General features: G+C 36.7%; 14 protein-coding genes. 10 read left to right on the forward strand and 4 right to left on the reverse strand.

The genetic code is table 11. From position 1 onward, the window contains the following. Positions 1–100 precede the first annotated feature (100 nt). From EDC24_RS14285 to EDC24_RS14295, 3 genes are all read left to right on the forward strand, one after another. The gene (locus EDC24_RS14285) at positions 101–1,297 is read left to right on the forward strand and encodes a NupC/NupG family nucleoside CNT transporter (protein WP_124223842.1); all 1,197 of its coding nucleotides are present in this window, start codon (positions 101–103) and stop codon (positions 1,295–1,297) included. A gap of 107 nt (positions 1,298–1,404) precedes the next feature. Further along, entirely contained in the window at positions 1,405–2,826 is a 1,422-nt protein-coding gene (locus EDC24_RS14290) for an aldehyde dehydrogenase family protein (RefSeq protein ID WP_124223742.1), read from the forward strand. A 249-nt stretch (positions 2,827–3,075) separates the two neighbouring features. Then, positions 3,076–3,834: an SAM-dependent methyltransferase gene (locus EDC24_RS14295; protein ID WP_124223744.1), complete on the forward strand. Its 759-nt coding sequence runs from the start codon at positions 3,076–3,078 to the stop codon at positions 3,832–3,834. A 13-nt stretch (positions 3,835–3,847) separates the two neighbouring features. Here the strand turns inward: EDC24_RS14295 and EDC24_RS14300 are convergent, their stop codons facing one another. Beyond that, entirely contained in the window at positions 3,848–5,194 is a 1,347-nt protein-coding gene (locus EDC24_RS14300; protein WP_124223746.1) for an MATE family efflux transporter, read from the reverse strand. 94 nt (positions 5,195–5,288) lie between these two features. Here EDC24_RS14300 and EDC24_RS14305 point away from each other — a divergent pair, with 94 nt between their 5' ends. From EDC24_RS14305 to EDC24_RS14320, 4 genes are all read left to right on the forward strand, one after another. After that, positions 5,289–6,362 (forward strand): undecaprenyldiphospho-muramoylpentapeptide beta-N-acetylglucosaminyltransferase, encoded by a 1,074-nt coding sequence (locus tag EDC24_RS14305; RefSeq protein WP_124223748.1) that lies wholly within the window; start codon positions 5,289–5,291, stop codon positions 6,360–6,362. Between the two features lie 316 nt (positions 6,363–6,678). Next, positions 6,679–7,674, forward strand: coding sequence for an ABC transporter substrate-binding protein (locus EDC24_RS14310; RefSeq protein ID WP_124223749.1), 996 nt, complete (start codon positions 6,679–6,681; stop codon positions 7,672–7,674). An 88-nt stretch (positions 7,675–7,762) separates the two neighbouring features. Then, positions 7,763–8,641, forward strand: coding sequence for an ABC transporter permease (locus EDC24_RS14315; RefSeq protein WP_124223751.1), 879 nt, complete (start codon positions 7,763–7,765; stop codon positions 8,639–8,641). A gap of 2 nt (positions 8,642–8,643) precedes the next feature. Beyond that, positions 8,644–9,816, forward strand: coding sequence for a quaternary amine ABC transporter ATP-binding protein (locus tag EDC24_RS14320; RefSeq protein ID WP_124223752.1), 1,173 nt, complete (start codon positions 8,644–8,646; stop codon positions 9,814–9,816). A gap of 41 nt (positions 9,817–9,857) precedes the next feature. Here the strand turns inward: EDC24_RS14320 and EDC24_RS14325 are convergent, their stop codons facing one another. Genes EDC24_RS14325 through EDC24_RS14335 form a run of 3 tightly spaced genes read right to left on the reverse strand, consistent with a single transcriptional unit; the run spans position 9,858 to position 13,619 of the window. Beyond that, positions 9,858–11,000: a Ger(x)C family spore germination protein gene (locus tag EDC24_RS14325; protein ID WP_124223754.1), complete on the reverse strand. Its 1,143-nt coding sequence runs from the start codon at positions 10,998–11,000 to the stop codon at positions 9,858–9,860. Next, a complete protein-coding gene (locus tag EDC24_RS14330) occupies positions 10,987–12,099 on the reverse strand; it encodes a GerAB/ArcD/ProY family transporter (protein ID WP_124223756.1) in 1,113 nt (370 codons plus the stop codon). The genes EDC24_RS14325 and EDC24_RS14330 overlap by 14 nt, the downstream gene beginning before the upstream one ends. 11 nt (positions 12,100–12,110) lie before the next feature. Continuing rightward, complete coding sequence (locus EDC24_RS14335; RefSeq protein WP_124223757.1) at positions 12,111–13,619, reverse strand: spore germination protein; 1,509 nt, start codon at positions 13,617–13,619, stop codon at positions 12,111–12,113. Between the two features lie 100 nt (positions 13,620–13,719). Here EDC24_RS14335 and EDC24_RS14340 point away from each other — a divergent pair, with 100 nt between their 5' ends. The 3 genes from EDC24_RS14340 to EDC24_RS14350 all read left to right on the forward strand — a co-directional run bounded on the left by EDC24_RS14340 (position 13,720) and on the right by EDC24_RS14350 (position 19,013). Then, on the forward strand, positions 13,720–14,745 hold the full coding sequence (locus EDC24_RS14340) for a TIGR00341 family protein (RefSeq protein ID WP_124223759.1): 1,026 nt from the start codon (positions 13,720–13,722) through the stop codon (positions 14,743–14,745). A 496-nt stretch (positions 14,746–15,241) separates the two neighbouring features. After that, entirely contained in the window at positions 15,242–16,984 is a 1,743-nt protein-coding gene (locus EDC24_RS14345) for an ABC transporter ATP-binding protein (protein WP_124223760.1), read from the forward strand. Position 16,985: 1 nt separating this feature from the next. Then, positions 16,986–19,013, forward strand: coding sequence for an ABC transporter ATP-binding protein (locus EDC24_RS14350; RefSeq protein ID WP_124223762.1), 2,028 nt, complete (start codon positions 16,986–16,988; stop codon positions 19,011–19,013). Positions 19,014–19,015: the final 2 nt, after the last annotated feature.

The following is a 19,015-nucleotide window of genomic DNA, read 5'->3' on the forward strand; positions in this document are numbered from 1 at the left end:
TTATAAGTTGAAAGTATTGTCGGGAGTCATAAAAGTTGCTACAATCTGAAATTGTGATAACATTTTTATGACTTAAAGGGAGGACAACATCGTGGGTATTATCCTAGACATCTTATTTGCTCTAGCTGCGGTAGCTATTGTCTTATCCATTGCATGGTTCATGTCTAATGATAAGAAAAATATACCGTATAAAGGAATCGCTTTCATGCTGATCTCTCAGCTATTAATAACTTGGTTTATGTTCATGACGACAATTGGACAAACTATTATTAAGTGGATTTCAGACGCCTTTAACAAACTGATTGAATTCGGTATGTCTGGCGTAGATTTCGTATTAGGTGGTATAGCTTTAGAAGCTGAAGATACGAGTGTTTTCTTTTTCGACGTACTATTAATTATTATATTCTTTGCAACTATTTTATCCGTATTAACTTATCTAAAAGTACTACCTTGGTTAATTCAAATCTTAGGTGGTATTATTTCAAAAATTACTGGTCTACCAAAGATCGAATCATTTAACGCTGTTAACAGTATGTTCTTTGGTCAGTCAGAGGCGTTACTAGCGATAAAATCACAGTTCCACCGCGTAACTGAAAATCGTCTGTATATTGTAAGCGCTTCTGCAATGGGGTCTGTATCAGCGTCAATCGTTGGTGCTTACCTAACGATGCTACCTGAACAATATGTTCTAGTGGCTATTCCGCTTAACATGTTCAGTGCTTTAATTTTAGCTTCAATCATTGCGCCGGTTACAATTGAAGATCAAGATGATGAAGTTGATATTAATGATGTATCAGAATCTAAGAGTGTGTTTGAAGCAATGGCAAATGGTGCACTTGACGGTGGTAAAATTGCCTTAATCGTTGCGACGATGTTAATTGCGTTCTTAGCATTCCTAGAGCTAGTTAACTTCATGCTTGGTGCTGTAACGCCAGGTTGGACATTAGAAGGCATCCTAGGTACAGTCTTCTCACCATTAGCATTCTTGATGGGTGTACCAGCTGCCGAGATTTCTCAAGCTGGTAGTATGATGGGACTTAAGATCATCACGAACGAATTCGTAGCTATGGGACAATTAACAGAGGTTATGGATAGCTTGTCAGATAAAACAATTGGTATTGTTTCTGTATTCTTAACAAGCTTTGCTAACTTCTCATCTATTGGTATCATTGCAGGTACTGTTGCAGGTATTAATAATGAAAAAGGTAAAATCGTTTCTCGTTTCGGTTTTAAACTATTAGTTGGTGCAACATTAGCATCAGTTCTTTCAGCAACAATAGCTGGACTATTTATCTAATAAAAATAAAGGGTTTGGATCTATTAAGGTCCAAACCCTTCTTTTGTTTAATTAACAATGTATAAGGTAATATTGTAAGAAGAATGATGTTTGAAAGGATGATGAACATGGAATCATTTGGATTACTGATTAATGGTAAATGGAAAACGACTAATGAGATGATCGATGTTTTAGATAAAACTAATCAAGATGTTTATGCAAAGGTGGTAAAAGCCTCTCATGACGATGTTAATCAAGCAGTGGACGCAGCTGAACAAGCCTTTCAAAATGACCAAACAACTCCATATGAACGCTACGAAATTTTAATGAAGGTTGCGAACCTACTTAAAGAAAACAAAGAGGAGCTTGCTCAAAACATTACACACGAAGCTGGAAAACCAATTAAGCAAGCACGTTCTGAAGTGGACCGTGCTGTTCAAACGACGATTTTATCCGCAGAGGAAGCAAAACGATTAACAGGTGAAGGGGTTCCGGTTGAAACAGCCCCAGGCAGTGAAAATCGAATGGCGTTTACCATTCGTGTACCTGTGGGTGTTGTTGCAGCCATCAGTCCTTTTAATTTCCCGTTAAACCTAGTCATGCATAAAATTGGGCCAGCAATCGCTGCTGGTAATACTGTGGTGTTAAAGCCTGCTAGTGCAACACCGACAACGGCTCTAAAATTAGCTGAGATCTTTCAAAAGGCAGGTTTACCTGACGGTGTGCTAAACGTTGTTACAGGGAAGGGCTCAGAGATTGGAAAATGGCTAACGCAAGATGAACGAATTCAATTATTCACGTTCACGGGAAGTGCTGAAGTGGGGCTCAATATTAAACAAAACACTGGCATGAAAAAACTAGTTATGGAACTAGGTAATAACTCTCCCGTTATCGTCGATCATGAAACAGATATCCAAGAAGCTGCACAAGTCATCGCAGTTAAAAGTTATGCCTATGCTGGGCAAGTTTGTATTTCTGTTCAACGTGTTTATGTTCATGAAAGTATTCGAGACGAGTTTGTAAAAGAACTGATCCATGCAATGAGTGATTTAAACGTTGGTGATCCGTTTGATGATGCGACTGATGTTGGGCCAATGATTTCGATCGATGAAGCTAAAAGAGCCGAAGAGTGGATTGAAGAAGCTAATGCAAAAGGAGCTAAGGTGGTTCAAGGCGGTACACGAAAAGAAAACTTATTAGAGCCGACAATTGTCACAAATGTAACAGAAGAGATGAAAGTTGTTTGTGAAGAAGTGTTTGCGCCGATTTTATCGTTAATTCCTTATAACGATTTAGATCAATGTTTAGAAGATGTAAACCAGTCAAAATATGGCCTGCAAGGCGGAATTTTTACGAAAAATATTGATAAAGCCATGAAAGCAGCTAGAAAAATGGAAGTCGGCGGCTTTATGATTAACGATGCTTCTCAATACCGAGTCGACCTCATGCCATACGGTGGTATGAAAGATAGCGGATGGGGCAAAGAAGGCCCGAAATATAGTATAGAAGAAATGACCGAAGAACGATTGATTGTGATGAATTTAAAATAAAGTTAAAACTCCAGCACCCAACTGCTGGAGTTTTAACTTTTTAGCACTTTTTTACTGCTATTAAGACGGTTTTTATTTAATTTCATACCCCAATTTTTAATTAATATGCATCGAAAATTGTCAAAAGCATATTGAATTTTTATTTTTCAGACCTTTTCGTTATAATAACGAAGTAGGAGGTATTCGATGGGAGTATTGAATTTCTAATCAGAGTCTTCTTCAGTCAATTATAGAAGGAGGCTCTATTACATGAATTGGTTAAATGACTTTTATAGTAAACAGTATCAGTGGGCAAAAGAAAAGACAGATGATCTATTCGATGATTTAAGGGAGGATTTAGTTAAGCGAGTTAAGGCTAATGCCAATGATCATAGTAATATGATATTGGATTTAGGTAGTGGTCTTGGACAGTTCGCTGTTGCGTCAGCTAAAGAGGGTTACGATGTGACAGCAGTGGAACTGACAGAAGAAGGCGTTCGTCATACAAAACAATTAGCCAAAGAGCATAAAGTCGGAAATCATTTACATGTCCTTCAGGAAAATTTCTATGCCATCAATTTTAAAGAACCTTTTGATGTCGTTTGCTACTGGGATGGCTTTGGCATTGGTTCAGATGAAGACCAAAAGCAATTATTAAAAAGGATATCAAGTTGGTTAAAGCCTGGTGGTGTTGCTTTAGTCGATATTTACACGCCATGGTATTGGGCAAAAACGGCGGGTCAGTCCATGGGTATGGGTGATATTAGAAGACAATATGATTTTGATGCAGAAGAATGTAAAATGATCGATACTTGGTGGGTTGATGGCGAAGAGGACAACCAAGTTACTCAGTACTTAAGGTGCTATTCACCTGCTGATCTTAAATTATTATTAAATGAAACAGACTTAGTAATTGAAACAATTATTCCAGGCGGGGCTGTGGATTATGAAAACTTTCAATATGAAGAAAAAGTTCCGCTAAACCAAGCTATGCAATATATGGTTAAGTTGAAAAAGCTCGCCGACTAACGGCGAGCTTCATTTATACGTATTTCTTTTTAGTTACATAAATTAAACGAACACTTAAAGCCAACGCTCCGACGCCTAATCCTGTAATTAAACCAACCCAATATCCATAAGGTCCTAAATCCGTAAAATTGGCAGCTAAATATCCACTAGGAAGTCCAAGGACCCAAAATGAAATGAGCGCAATGACTGATGTGATATTCACATCTTTATAACCTCTTAAAGCCCCTTGGATAGGCGTTCCAATCCCATCTGATAATTGGAAAAAAACCGCATAGATCAAGAAATGCTGCATTAAGCCAATAACAACGGGATCATTACTATATAATGATGCCACATCTTCTCTGAATATAAAAATTAAAACACCCGCAATGGCTGATGTGACAACACCTGAGCCAATGCCAAGTTTGGCGTAAGTGACTGCTTCATTATACCTTCTTGCACCGACCTCAAAACCAACAGCAATCGTAAGTGCCATCGCAATCGCTAGCGGTAACATGTAAAAAATAGAAGCAAAGTTAATCGCGGATTGGTGGGCCGCAATCGTTTCTGTATCGTACGTACTCATAAATAAAGTAATGGCAGCAAAAATACTTGTTTCAAAAAAGATGGTAATGCCAATCGGGATGCCGATTTTTAATTGCTCAAGCCATGCTTTAAGCTCAGGCTTTTCGATTGAAGAAAAGATTTCATATTGATTAAAAGGCTTTTTCTTTTGAATAATTAAAAGCACAATGATTGAAGTAATAAAATAGGTGACGGCAGACGCTATTCCTGCTCCGATCCCCCCATATTCAGGCGCTCCCCAGTTACCGAAAATAAATATATAATTAAAAAACACATTTAAAGGTAAAGCTAGTAATATAATGAGCATGGAGATCTTAGTTTGACCAAGTGCATCTATAAACGAACGCAATAAATTAAATACGAACAGTGGAATCATACCAAAGCCTAGGCTAACTAAATAATATTTAGCTACGTGACTCACACCTGGCTCTAATGATAGAGCATTTAATAACGGCGTTAAGAAGATCAACCCTATTATAAAGATTGCTATGGCAATCATAATGGCTAGATATACACCTTGCCTTACAACGTGTGTAATTTGCTCCCCTTGTTTGGCTCCTAATAGTTGAGAGACTATTGGTGGGATGGCCATTAGAATACCGATGACACCTGTTAGGATTGGAACCCATAAGGAAGATCCAATCGCAACGCCAGCAAGCTCTTGCGCTCCAGCTCTTCCAGCCATTACAGTATCAAAAAAGTTCATTAAATAGAGCCCAACTTGTGTAATTAAAATAGGGATTAATATTTTAATAAATAATGACATTTTTTCAGATATGGATTGTGTTTCATACATAATGATGTTCCGCTCCTATTCAAACCTAACGTCTTTTGCTAATATGACATTATACTTGATATTGATTGAAATGAATAGAAGGGAAGACGTTTAGATGACAAAAGGTACAATCGTCTTTACTGGTGGAGGAACGGCAGGTCACGTCGTTGTTAACCTCGCCTTAATGCCAGAGTTCATCAAAGAAGGTTATGACGTTCATTATATTGGTTCATATGATGAGATTGAAAGAGAATTAGTTGAAGACATGGAGGGTGTCACCTACCATGGGATTTCAACCGGGCGTTTGAGAAGATATTTATCTAGGCGCAATGTTCGAGACGCTTTTCGTGTAGTCAAAGGAGTCTTCCAGGCTAAAAAGATTTTAAAGCAGCTAAATCCGAGTATTGTTTTTTCGAAAGGTGGGTTCGTCTCCGTTCCTGTTGTTATGGCGTCAAAAATGGCTGGAGTGCCGTCTATTATTCACGAATCGGACTATACGCCAGGATTAGCTAATAAGATCGCCTTGAGATTTAGTGAGAAAATACTAACCACATTCCCTGAAACAAGTGAGTACTTACCTGATGAAAAAGTTCATTATATAGGCGCCATTATTAGAGAAGAACTGTTTCAAGGTGACCAAGAAAATGCCTATGAATTAACAGGATTCAATTCTCATAAGCCGACCATTCTTGTCATGGGCGGAAGTGGTGGCGCCCAAAAAGTAAATGATATGGTGCGTCTTTCCTTACCAGTTCTGCTTAAAGATTTCCAAGTTGTTCACCTATGTGGAAAAGGAAAAGTTGAGGCTAGTAAACAACAAGATGGCTATGTTCAATATGAATATGTGACAGATGAACTGAAGGATTTATTAGCTATGTCAGATGTCGTCATATCACGGGCTGGCGCGAATGCGATTTTTGAATTTTTAGCTTTAAGAATCCCTATGTTACTGATTCCTTTATCAAAACAACAAAGTCGGGGAGACCAGATATTAAACGCCAAATCATTTAAAAATCAAGGTTTTGCTGAAGTCATTGAAGAAGAAGTATTAACTAGAGAGCAGTTGATACAAAAAGTGAGTGATTTATATGAGAATCGAGCGCAGTATCATCGGAAAATGGAGACTTATCAATCACAAGAAGTAAAGGATCAAGTCATTAATTTAATCAAAAATACGATGAAACATTAAACTATAGGCACTATGCCTATAGTTTTTTGTTAATATTTAACTGTTAATAAATTGAAATCATTAGTATATACGAGATAATTAATAGAAAAATAGCATTATTTTAGCACTGATTATACTAAACTACTATTTTAGTAAATAAATAACGTTATTCTAAGAGTATTTCGTCTAAATGAAAATTGTAGAAGAGAGTCGTAATCGGTACAATAAAACGTGTTGTATTCAGATCAAATGGCATTCAACCAACCTTCTGTATACCTACATAATCTTCATTTCACTAGAGTTCACTTGATTTAAAAATTGAAAAGGAGAGTATCACATGAAAAAATTAATTATTAGTTTGTCACTTTCTGTCCTTGTATTTTTAGCAGCGTGTAGTGGTGGCAGTGACGACTCATTAGAAGAAATTGTCCTTGCTGATGCTGGTTGGGATAGTATCAAAGTTCATAACAGTATCATGCAAAACATTATGGAGTATGGTTACGACTATGAAACAGACGTCCTCTCAGGATCTACTCCGAATACAGTACAAGGTCTTCGTGATGGTGACGTTAATGTTTACTCTGAAATTTGGACAGATAATATTAGAGAAGTTTATGAAGAAGCGATTGAAAACGAAGAGATCGTGAAAGCCTCTGTAAACTTTGATGATAATGTTCAAGGCCTTTATGTACCGACTTATGTTATCGAAGGTGATGAAGAGCGCGGCATAGAACCTATAGCACCGGATTTAGAAACGGTAGAAGACTTAGCAAATTATCCTGATGTGTTTGAAGACCCAGAGGATAACTCGAAAGGTCGTATTGTAAACGGACCATCTGGTTGGGCTGTTAATGAGACAATTCAACAGAAGGTTGAATTCTATGGATTAGACGAACAGTTTAATGTTCTTTCTCCAGGTTCGGACTCAGCTGTTGTATCTTCTTTAACATCAGCATATGAATCAGGTGAACCTTGGGTTGGTTACTACTGGTCACCTACTTGGGTAACAGCTTCATATGACCTAACATTACTAGAAGAACCTGAGTATGATGAAGAAGTTTGGATTGAATCAAAAGGTACAGAATTTCCACCGAATGATGTTGTTGTAGGCGTTCATGGTGACTTCCCTGAACAAGCACCAGAAGTATATGAGTTTCTACAAAACTATGAAACGTCAACAAAACTGACAGAAGAAGCTCTAACTTACATGCTTGAAAATGATACGGAAGCTGACGAAGCAGCGGTTTGGTGGATGAATGAACATGAAGATTTATGGACTGAGTGGGTTCCAGAAGATGTGGCTGAGAAAGTAAAAGAAGGAATTCAAGAATAATAGTTTTAGAAGTTAGCCACTTTTAATTTTGGTGGTTAACTTCTTTTTAGTTAAGGACGACTTTGATTAGAATAGAAGAGGTGAAAAAATGTTATCAACGATTTGGGAAAAGTTAAATGTATTTCCTGATGTCAGTATTCCCCTTGGCACACCAGTAGAGAAATTCGTAAATTTTCTTGAAGTCAATTTTGAAATCGTGTTTGATATTATTTTTAACATAACATCAACGACGATTGTAGCCTTTGATGACTTTTTAAATTGGCTTCCATGGACGGTTTTTATCCTGATCATTGTTTTAATTGGAACATTCTTTCAATCATTTAAATCTGGGTTATTGTACGGATTTTTCATGTTCTTAGTTGGAAGCTTTGGGTTATGGGAAGAGATGATGATTACGATTGCTGTTATTCTGACGGCAGTGATCATTTCCATTTTTATAGGGATTCCAATAGGGATTATGATGGCGATGAATAAAGCCTTCTCTGTTATTATGAGACCAATACTAGATGCGATGCAGACGATGCCAAGTTTCGTCTATTTGATTCCAGTTATTTTCTTCTTTCCGCTAGGTAATGTTCCAGCGGTATTTGCAACGATTATTTATGCTGTTCCTCCTGTTATACGTTTGACAGAATTAGGAATCCGCAATGTAGATCGTGAAGTGACTGAATCTGCTGAATCGTTCGGTTCTTCACGTGTGCAAATGTTAACGAAAGTACAACTACCTCAAGCTGTGCCAACGATTATGGCGGGTGTTAACCAAACGACTATGATGGCACTAGCGATGGCTGTAATTGCTTCCATGGTAGGTGCTGGTGGTTTAGGTGAGCAGGTTCTAATTGCCATTAATCGTATTGATATTGCACTTGGTTTTGAAGCAGGTATTAGTATTGTTTTCCTAGCGATCATCATCGACCGAGTGACAGCAGGTATCGGTAATCGTTTCCAACGAAGTGAGGAGGGATAGTAATGGACGCTAAACTTAGCTTACAAAATGTATCAAAGATTTTCGGTTCAAGACCTAAAAAAGCTGTGCCTTATATAAAAGAAGGGTTATCCAAAGAAGAGATCTTAGAGAAAACAGGTAATACAGTTGGGGTTTATGATGCATCTGTTGATATTAACGAAGGTGAATTATTCGTTATTATGGGGCTGTCAGGTAGTGGTAAATCAACGTTAATTCGTTGTTTAAATATGCTTAACAACCCAACTTACGGCTCTATTTATGTAGACGGAGAAGACATTGTGCAATATAAAAAAGATCAATTAAAAGATTTTCGTCAAAATAAAATTGCAATGGTTTTCCAACATTTTGGTCTATTTAGCCACCGTACCGTTTTAGGAAATGTTGAATATGGACTAGAGATTCGTGGAGTATCACAAGAAGAAAGACAAGACATTGCTCTTAAGAATCTTGAAGTTGTTGGATTAAAAGGTTGGGAAGATAAATATCCTGATGAATTATCCGGTGGTATGCAGCAACGTGTTGGTTTAGCACGTGCTCTAGCAAATGATCCGGACATTCTTCTAATGGACGAACCTTTCAGTGCCCTTGACCCATTAATCCGACGCGAAATGCAGCTTGAGTTATTGGATATACAGGAAAGGCTACAAAAGACGATTATCTTTATTACACATGATGTAAATGAAGCTTTCAAAATTGGCGATCGTGTAGCTGTTATGAAAGATGGACGGATCGTACAAACAGGCAGTCCTGAGGAAATCTTAGAAGAACCGGCTGATGATTATATTTCAGAGTTTATTAAAGACATTGATCGATCTAAAATCTTACAAGCTGAAAATATTATGACGAGGCCAAACGCTTTAGTTTCTCTTAAGGATGGCCTAAATGTTGCGATTAAAGAAATGGAGACAAATGGTATCTCAAGTGTATTTGTGGTAGATCGAAAACGTTCACTTCAAGGAATTGTGACGATTGATGATGCAATTAAAGGCCGCCAAAATGGCCAGTCTCTAGAAGATATATTAATTCGTGATGTAGAGCAAGTTCAACTAGTCGATTATGTTCAAGATATTATTCCGAAAGCAGCTGAGACTAAATATCCACTTGCAGTGGTTGATGAAGAAAACAGATTAGAAGGTATTATTTTAAGAGTACATGTCTTAACAAGTTTATCTTAAGTTAAAAGCTCAAAGGTTATTTATAGCCTTTGAGCTTTGTTTTATTCTACAATTCCATAACTTCTAATCTTAGTTGTCACATTGATGTCCACATTTATATTAGGGTACATGTCATGCCATTGATCTTTTGTGATTTCTTCGCCTCGTTTCCTAGTGGTATACTCCAATCCAAATCCAAAATAGTCAGCTTGAAGTTCTTTAGACTCGTCTATTAATGTTGTTAGTTTATCTTTTACTTCTTTACTGACTTCTTGTTCTAACAGTTTGATTGCCTCTTCTTTCTGAAGATCAATTCGCTCAGATAGTTCTACAATTCGCCCTTTTATATCAATATCTATTTTGTAAGATAAACTATCAGGGTTTTTGAGTTCAATATTCACATCATTATACAATTGATCCATTACAACAAAAAAGGTTTCCGTGTCTAAATCCTCATATTCTTTTAAATACTTTTCAAATTGTTTTGTCGGTAGCTCCATCTCAACCTGGCCTGATTTAAACTCATCAGCAATCAATCGGACGTAAAAAACATCCTCTAATGTAAGTTCGCCTACATACCGATCATCTTTGAAAATGGCAAGGCCTAATAATTGAGCTTTGTTATTCAAGTTAGCGATAATCGGTACTAATGGGTCTTGTCCAACTGCGAAGAACTTATGTGTAAATTCATGTAATGTACTACTAATTAACCGCTCATCTCGTACAGCTGTTTCAATAAGCCGTTGAATGTACGTACCGATGTTAGGTGATTGCTCATAGTTTGTAGCGGACAGGACCTGTTCAGTAGGGTCCTTAGACATCGCGACAAACACCATATCAGAGATCGAAGCATCACGTTCGAGTGTATCAATGTAAGGGAAAACGCCATCTTCAGAAATCTTGGGACCAAAGAGAATGGTTCTTAATTGACCTGAAACAATTTTATACCCTGATTTTTTATTTGCGTTATTCCTAACTTCACGAAATGTGTGTCCTTTACTTTGAATCACTTGAGAGGCATCTGTAATATCAGGGTTAAATTGAAATAAAACTGTTGTTGCCTGTAACATATTATCCTCATCAGAGAGATCAAATCCATAGATAGTAACGATCCCTAATTCCTCTAAGATATTTTTCTCAAGACAACCTGTTAAAAACAACAACGACGAAAGTAATAAGATTATAATCTTTTTAGTTTTTAGCATGATTTTTCTTCCTCTTCATTCGATGTCTCATTGCAAACGGTAGTAGTAAAAATGGGAAAATGAATCCAAGTCCTAACCCAATCTTACCCGTATAATCCGTAAGTTGGTTCACAAATTCTCTATCTTCAAATATCCACACTAAAATTAATGTCAAAATAATTAGTGCTACTAAACAATGTTTTTGTTTCCAATCACTCACCCGCTTACACGTAAAAGTAACCATCCATCCAAGTAAGATTAGGTTAGGTAATACGATGATCATCCAAATGGCAACAGCTAATAGATCAAAGCGTTCAAAGAAAGGAAATGATAATACTTTAAATAACGTAAGTAAGGGCCAAACTTTTTGTTCTAATTGAGTTGGGCTAAAATAACCAATCACAACCATAGTAATGGTTAAGTACATCAAGACTGTAAATGTCATTGCCAATTGACTATAGCGATTCACTCTTTTTTTATCGTTGATAAAAGGAAAAATCACCCACAGTAATTCAAAACCTAGGAATGTGTAAGAAGAAATCAAAACACCACTAAATATATCGCTTATAGCCGTGTCAAATACTGGGAAGTAATGGCGGCTTTCAATAAAAGTTATAGGTTTCCGTAGCAATCCCATCATCCAAATGGTTGATAGAAAAAAGACAACACTCGCTCCAACAGCTACACGGATCCCACCTAAGACGGCGTACCAAACTAGTGATAATAATAGTAAGCCTATAAACCACGACTGCATTTGTGGAAAGATAAAGACCTGAACAAACTCAATGTAATTTACAATGACACTGAAAAACAATAAGTAAAAATATATGACAAAAATAACCGCAATGGATTTGCCTATAATACTTCCAAAAATCGTGTGTAAAATGCCCGCTAAGTCTTGTTTTTCATACGTCCTCAAGACAAATACCATGCAGGCGATTACAAGGTGAAGAATGAGTCCGGTTACAATGATTGAAATCCAACTATCTTGTCTTGCCTCCATAAAAACTAATCTTGGATAACCGGCAATGCCGACACCAACTTGCATCGTGTGTAACACAATGAATAGATATGCTGCTCTAATTTGTTTATCTTTTGAAATCATTAGTTGCTTATGCATAAGTCTAGCCTCTATTCATCAATGTCTTCCTTTTTCTGTCTCGATGGTTCCTCAAACCGTTTAATTTTCTTCGGCATATTTGAATACGCTCTGTAATTACTTTTCAAGAAAGGAATGCGAAAAATAGAATTATCGATATCTTTAGGGCGGAACGGGTAAATAGGTACAAAATATGGGCGTTTTAATGATTTTTGTTTTAGAACATGAATTAGAATAAAAGCATAGCTGTAAAAAAGTCCAATGAACCCCCAAAGTCCTGCCATAATAATAAGTGGAAAACGTATGATTCGGATGGCTGACCCCATTAAGTAACTCGGAACAGTAAAGGACGCTAAGGCACTAAGAGCCACAATAATAATTAAAATGTTACTTGTAAAACCTGCCTGAACAACTGCCTGTCCAACAACGATTCCCCCAACAATACCCATCGTCTGACCGACTTTCGTAGGCAGTCTCGCCCCCGCCTCACGAATGAGTTCGATTAAAAACTCTAAGATTAGAGCTTCCAGTAATGGTGGGAATGGGACTCGCGACCTCGAATGCCCCAATGATACGAGTAATGCAGTCGGGATGATTTCATAATGGAACGTTAAAGCCGCAACATATAGCGGTGTTAACGTAATTGATAAAAACATGGCCACAAGTCTCATGAGGCGTATAAATGACCCCATATTCCAACGTGTATATAAATCCTCTGTTGATTCAAAGAAGCTAAAAAAGTTGGTTGGAGCGATAATAGCACTTGAGCTTTTATCTACAATCACTCCTAATTTCCCCTCTTTTAATTCATAACAAAAACGGTCTGGTAACTCAGTTACATAAAGTTGAGGAAAAATAGAGTAAGAATTGTCTTCCACGTATTGTGTTAGAACAGAGCTTTCTAATACATCATCTGTTTGAAGTTTATTTAATCTGTTCCGCATCTCATTAATATTTTCATCGTCGGCTATGTCTTTTAAGTAAATTAACCTAACCTCAGAAGGAATTTCATTTCCAATGATAAACTTTTCTGTTACTAGAGATGGATTATCAAGCCGCCAATGAATAATATTTAAGTTAGTTTGAATAGATTCCGTAAACGATATTTTAGGACCAAAGATTAGAGATTCAGTTTCAGCTCGTTCTGGTTGGCGTTCCTTTAGTTGAGGTACTGGGTATGTAACGCATGCGTCGTCATTTTCTATATAGATTGCAACATAACCTTTTAACATATCTAATCCAATATCTTTTACAGATTCTCTTGTTTCACTTCCTGAGATTGGAATATTATTTTCTAAAGCCTTTGTGTCCCACTCAGTATTCGATTGTAGAATTACTTCTGTTATATGCTTGAAAATTTGATCCTTTTCAACCATATAGTTGAGAAAAGCTATGAAAATTCGTTTGTTTTCGTGTTCGAATTTCTTAACTGTGAAATCCGCTGAAGATTTAAAAAAGCCATCTTTTAAATCTTTTTCTAGTTTTTCTATTTCACACGGAAAATAACTTTGTTTTGATGTCTTTTTGGATCTTCTTCTCATCGTAATCTCCTCAACAATATTTAAGAATAGTATGTGATTGTTATATAAAAATATGTAAATACTAAACGTCATACAAATATGTTTTTAGTAGGTGAACGGAGTGGGATTACAGCTTGTGGAAGTATATGTTCCGAGACGAAATTATCACTTTGTTGTTGAGAAACTACGTAGTTTTTCAAGAGAAGGGACTTGGAAGGAAGTTCCTCAAGAAGACGACAGAATCTTAATACGAATGGTCATTTCATCTGATTACGTCGAGGAAGTATTAAATTATTTGGAGACGGTATCTCGATCATCAGAAGGTTTCGAGACTATTTTGTTTCCGGTCCATACTTATTTTTCGCATCAAACCATTGAAGAACGTGAACAAGATGAAGAAGAAGAGGAAAGTGAAGAAAACACTGAAGAGGATCAGAGTAAATTTTTAAGAGCGAGTCGACAAGAATTAATGCACACAATCGAGGAAAAAAGTGACCTGACGTTAAACTATACTTTACTTGTAATTTTTTCAGCTATTGTTGCAACAGCAGGATTTTTAAAAGATGATACGGCGGTTGTTATTGGGGCAATGGCGATTGCTCCTCTTATTGGACCTGCGATATCGATGGGTTTTGCAACGGTTTTAGGAGATATTCCTCATCTAGGTAAAGCTACTTGGACTTTATTTCTAGGTGTTATATTAATTGTTGGTATTTCGGCATTATTTGGATTTTTCTTTTATACCGGAACGGAGTCGTCACAGTACACATCAAGAACAGAGGTATCTTTGGCAGATTTCTTCTTAGCCTTAGCAGCGGGAGCAGCAGGAGCAATGTCGATATTAAATCGATTATCCAGTAACTTAGTTGGCGTTATGGTCGCAGTTGCCTTACTTCCTCCTGTGATTACGTTTGGAATGTCTATTGGTAATCGGTTGTGGGAAGATGCGTTTGGTTCATTTTTATTAATCATGACGAATATTACGTGTATTGTAATCAGTGCTGTTATTATTTTCTTTTTAAGTGGTGTACAACCTGTTAAGTGGAAAGATGAGACCATGATCAGTGCTTCGAGGTTGTTTTCTATAATTTTTATAACGATAATTGGTTTAATTTTATTCGTAGTTGTTTTGATTGGTTTTAATTAATTTTAAAAATTGTGTTGCTTTTTTGACATTTTCAGTATATAATCTTTTAAGTAATTAACAAATTTAGGTAAAGGAGGTCACGAAAATGATGAAAGCTATAAAAAATACTCAACCTATGCAATTAGTATATTTCGTACATTTAAAAGAACATAAGATCGTGACCAATCCTTTATACGCTCGTAGTAGCTTCTGATAAGGGTGTTTCCTTGTCTTTAATTTTAGCGCTAAATATGTAAACGTCGCGATCACTATAACTAGATCGCGGCGTTTTTTATTTTTGTTATTAAAGCACATTTGGCCACGGTCGAATGTGCTTTATTTATATAGATTAATTTTTAGAACTAAAAGGGAGTGTTAAACATGATTAGAATTTCATTTGAATTTCATAAAAATGGAATTCGCAAGAAAATCAATATCGATTTTCACTTATTTAACAGAAAGAATAGGCTAGACGACGGTTAGCTAAATGTAAGTTCAACAAAAGGGGGAATCCAACATGATTAGTGTTTTTCAAAAATTATCTTGGTATTTTAAAGAACAATGGATTAGATATACATTAGCCATCAGTGCATTAATAATTGTCAATGTTCTCATTGTCATTCCGCCAAGAATCATTGGAGCGGTAATTGATGCGATTCAGACTAATAGTTTAACAACAGAGCGGTTTGTAGAGTTTGTCGGCTGGTTTATCGCTTTAATTGTGACAGCGTATTTAATTTCGTTTTATTGGGACTACACACTTTTCGGTCGTGCGATTTTGCTTGAGAAGAAAATGCGCACAATCTTAATGGGGCATTTCATGAAAATGAGCCCTTCATTCTTTGGAAAGTACCGTACGGGAGACCTTATGGCGAGAGCGACCAATGATCTTAAAGCCATAATGATGACAGCTGGCTTCGGTATTTTATCGTTAGTCGATTCTACTATTTTAATGATGTTTATTATTGGAATTATGGTTTTTACAATCGATTTCGAATTAACGATGGCTGCGTTAATTCCACTGCCGATTATGGCCTATATTATGCAAAAGTATGGACGGGCGATTCATGAGCGATTTATGAAAGCTCAGTCTTCATTTAGCGACTTGAATAATGACACATTAGAATCAATAAAAGGCGTTCGTGTGATCCGCGCTTTTGTACAGGAACGACAAGATTTTAGTCGTTTCTCTGACCAAACTGAAGATGTTTTTCAAAAAAATATAGAAGTAGCCAAATTAGATGCTTTATTCGAACCTACGATCAAAATTTTAGTGGGACTGTCTTATGCTATTGGTTTGGGTTATGGTTCATTATTAGTCATTCAAGGAAACATTACGATTGGGCAATTGGTGACGTTTAACGTCTATTTAGGGATGTTGATTTGGCCGATGTTTGCTGTTGGTGAATTAATTAATGTCATGCAAAGAGGTAATGCATCTTTAGATCGTATTGATCAGATTTTGTCACATGAACCGGATGTTCAAAATCCTGAGCATCCAAAATATCTCGAACGACCAAATCAAATTAGGTTTGATGAATTATCATTTCAATACCCAGAAAGCGATCAAGCTGCCTTAAAAAACATTAGCTTGAACGTAAGTCGTGGTGAGACCATCGGGGTTGTAGGCATGACAGGTTCTGGTAAAACGACGTTATTTAGACAGCTTTTAAGAGAGTATCCAAAAGCGGCTCAAGGAACTTTGCAAATAGACGAGATTCCAATTGAGATGTTTACGCTTGATCAAACACGCGAATGGATTGGGCACGTGCCTCAAGATCATATTTTATTTTCAAAAACCGTTCGCGAAAATATTATATTCGGAAATGTTGAAGCCACCGATGAAGAGATTTATAGAGTTTCAGAAATGGCTTCCTTAAAAGAAGACATTGAAAACTTACCTGAAGGGTTAGATACCTTAGTTGGAGAAAGTGGCGTGACATTATCAGGAGGGCAAAAACAACGTGTCTCTTTAGCACGCGCTTTAATTAAAGACCCCGAGATTTTAATATTAGATGATTCACTATCAGCCGTTGATGGTAAAACGGAGGCTAATATTATAACGCATCTTAAAGAGGAGCGAGCGCATAAAACGACATTTATTGCCGCTCACCGATTATCTGCTGTGAAACATGCTGATCAAATTATCGTTTTAGAAGACGGTGAGATGGTTGAACACGGGACACATGATGATTTAATGAAAAATCAAAACTGGTATTACACGCAATATGTCATACAGCAAATGGAAGGAGGGGCTTAATATGAGTCAGAAACATCCCTCTACTGAAAAACGATTATTTCAATACGCATGGCGTTTTAAGAAAACGATTTTGATTGGGTTAATTTGTTTAGTCTTTTCAGTGGCATTAGAGTTAACAGGACCATTTATTGCGAAGCATTTAATTGACAATCATATCGTAGGCGTGGCTAATCATTACGTTGAAAGTGACGAAACTCAAGGTGTTGAGTTTCAAGGCCAGACTTATGAACGAGTAGATCGAACTGATCTTGAATCAGATCAAATTGTGACACTTTATCAAGATGGTTTGTCATTTTATTTTTTTGAGGATGAAGTTCCATTGAATGCGTCGTTGGAGTCAGCGGAAGAGGATTCATTCATCTTGCAATATCAAGGAAATTCATATGAAGTTTCCGGTCAACAGCTTCAAATGACAGATGTGTATCAATTTTTTAAAGGAGAAATCAACTCAATCATTTGGTTACTCGTATTATATATGGCTTTAATATTAATTGCTTCATTTTTCTTATATTATAAGACGTATTTATTACAATTTGCATCTAACCGAATTATTCAAAACATGCGCAAAGATGTGTTTGAGCACATTCAGAGATTACCGATCAAATATTTTGTTGACCAACCAGCAGGGAAGATTGTTGCTCGTGTAACTAATGATACAGAGGCTATTCGGGAACTATACGTTAAAGTACTTGAAGTATTTGCATCGGGTATTATTTACGTCATTGGTATTTTTATAGCGATTTACATTCTTGACCCTAACCTTGCGACGATCTGTTTAGTGTTGATTCCGGTGATGTTTATTTGGATGAAGGCGTATAAGAAAATTGGCGGAAAATATAATCGTGTCATACGCGAAACAAATAGTAATATTAATGCGAATATCAATGAGTCAATTCAAGGAATGTCTATCATTCAAGCATACGGCCAATCGGAACGAATGATGGATGAGTTTGAACAATTAAACGAAAAGCAACGGAATTACCAAACGAGAATGAACACGTTTACGGCATGGACGTCGTTTAATTTAGTTGACGCATTACAAAATGTTGCTTTTGTTGTTTTCATTCTTTACTTTGGCGGAGCTGCCCTGGATGGAACAACAATTGCATCGGCCGGTTTGCTTTATGCTTTAATTGACCTTTTGACGAGATTATTTGAACCGATTAACCAAATTGTAAGTCAACTGGCTCAACTGGAACAGGCTCGAGTCTCCGGAAGTCGTGTTTTTGAATTAATGGACGAAGAAGGAGAAGAGGTTAATCATGAAGGTATCGAGCGCTACCTGGGCCGTGTCGAGTTTCAAAATGTCTCATTTGCATATGAAAAAGATGAGTATGTGTTAAAGGATATTAATTTTGAGATTAAACCTGGTCAAACAGCAGCGTTTGTCGGCCATACGGGTTCTGGGAAAAGTACTATTATGAATTTACTATTCCGTTTTTATGATCCTAGTGATGGGAAGATTTTAATAGACGGAATAGATACTCAGAAGTATGCTAGGCAACAAATTAGACAGCATATTGGGATTGTTTTACAAGATCCGTTTATATTTACTGGTACGATTCTTTCAAATATAACAATGAATGACCCTGCGATTAGTAGAGAGCAGGCGATTCAAGCACTTAAGGCTGTTGGGGCAGATCAATTTATAGAAAAATTACCAAATCAATATGATGAACCAGTTAAAGAGAAAGGGAATGAATTTTCTCAAGGGCAGCGTCAGTTGTTATCATTCGCTCGTGCATTAGCGTTTGACCCGGCAATTCTCATACTAGATGAGGCCACGGCCAATATAGATACAGAGACTGAAAGAGTCATTCAGAATGCTCTGAATGTATTGAAAGAAGGACGTACGACGCTCGTTATTGCTCACCGTTTATCAACGATTCAACAAGCTGATCAAATTTTTGTTTTAAAACATGGTAAAATATTAGAAGAAGGTACCCACGAAAGTCTCTTGAAACTGCAGGGAGAATATTTTAATATGTACCAAATGCAATTAGGTCGAACATCAACTAATGTCTCTTAAAG

It is taken from the genome of Aquisalibacillus elongatus, assembly GCF_003843875.1.
GTDB classification, from domain to species: Bacteria; Bacillota; Bacilli; order Bacillales; family Alkalibacillaceae; genus Aquisalibacillus; species Aquisalibacillus elongatus.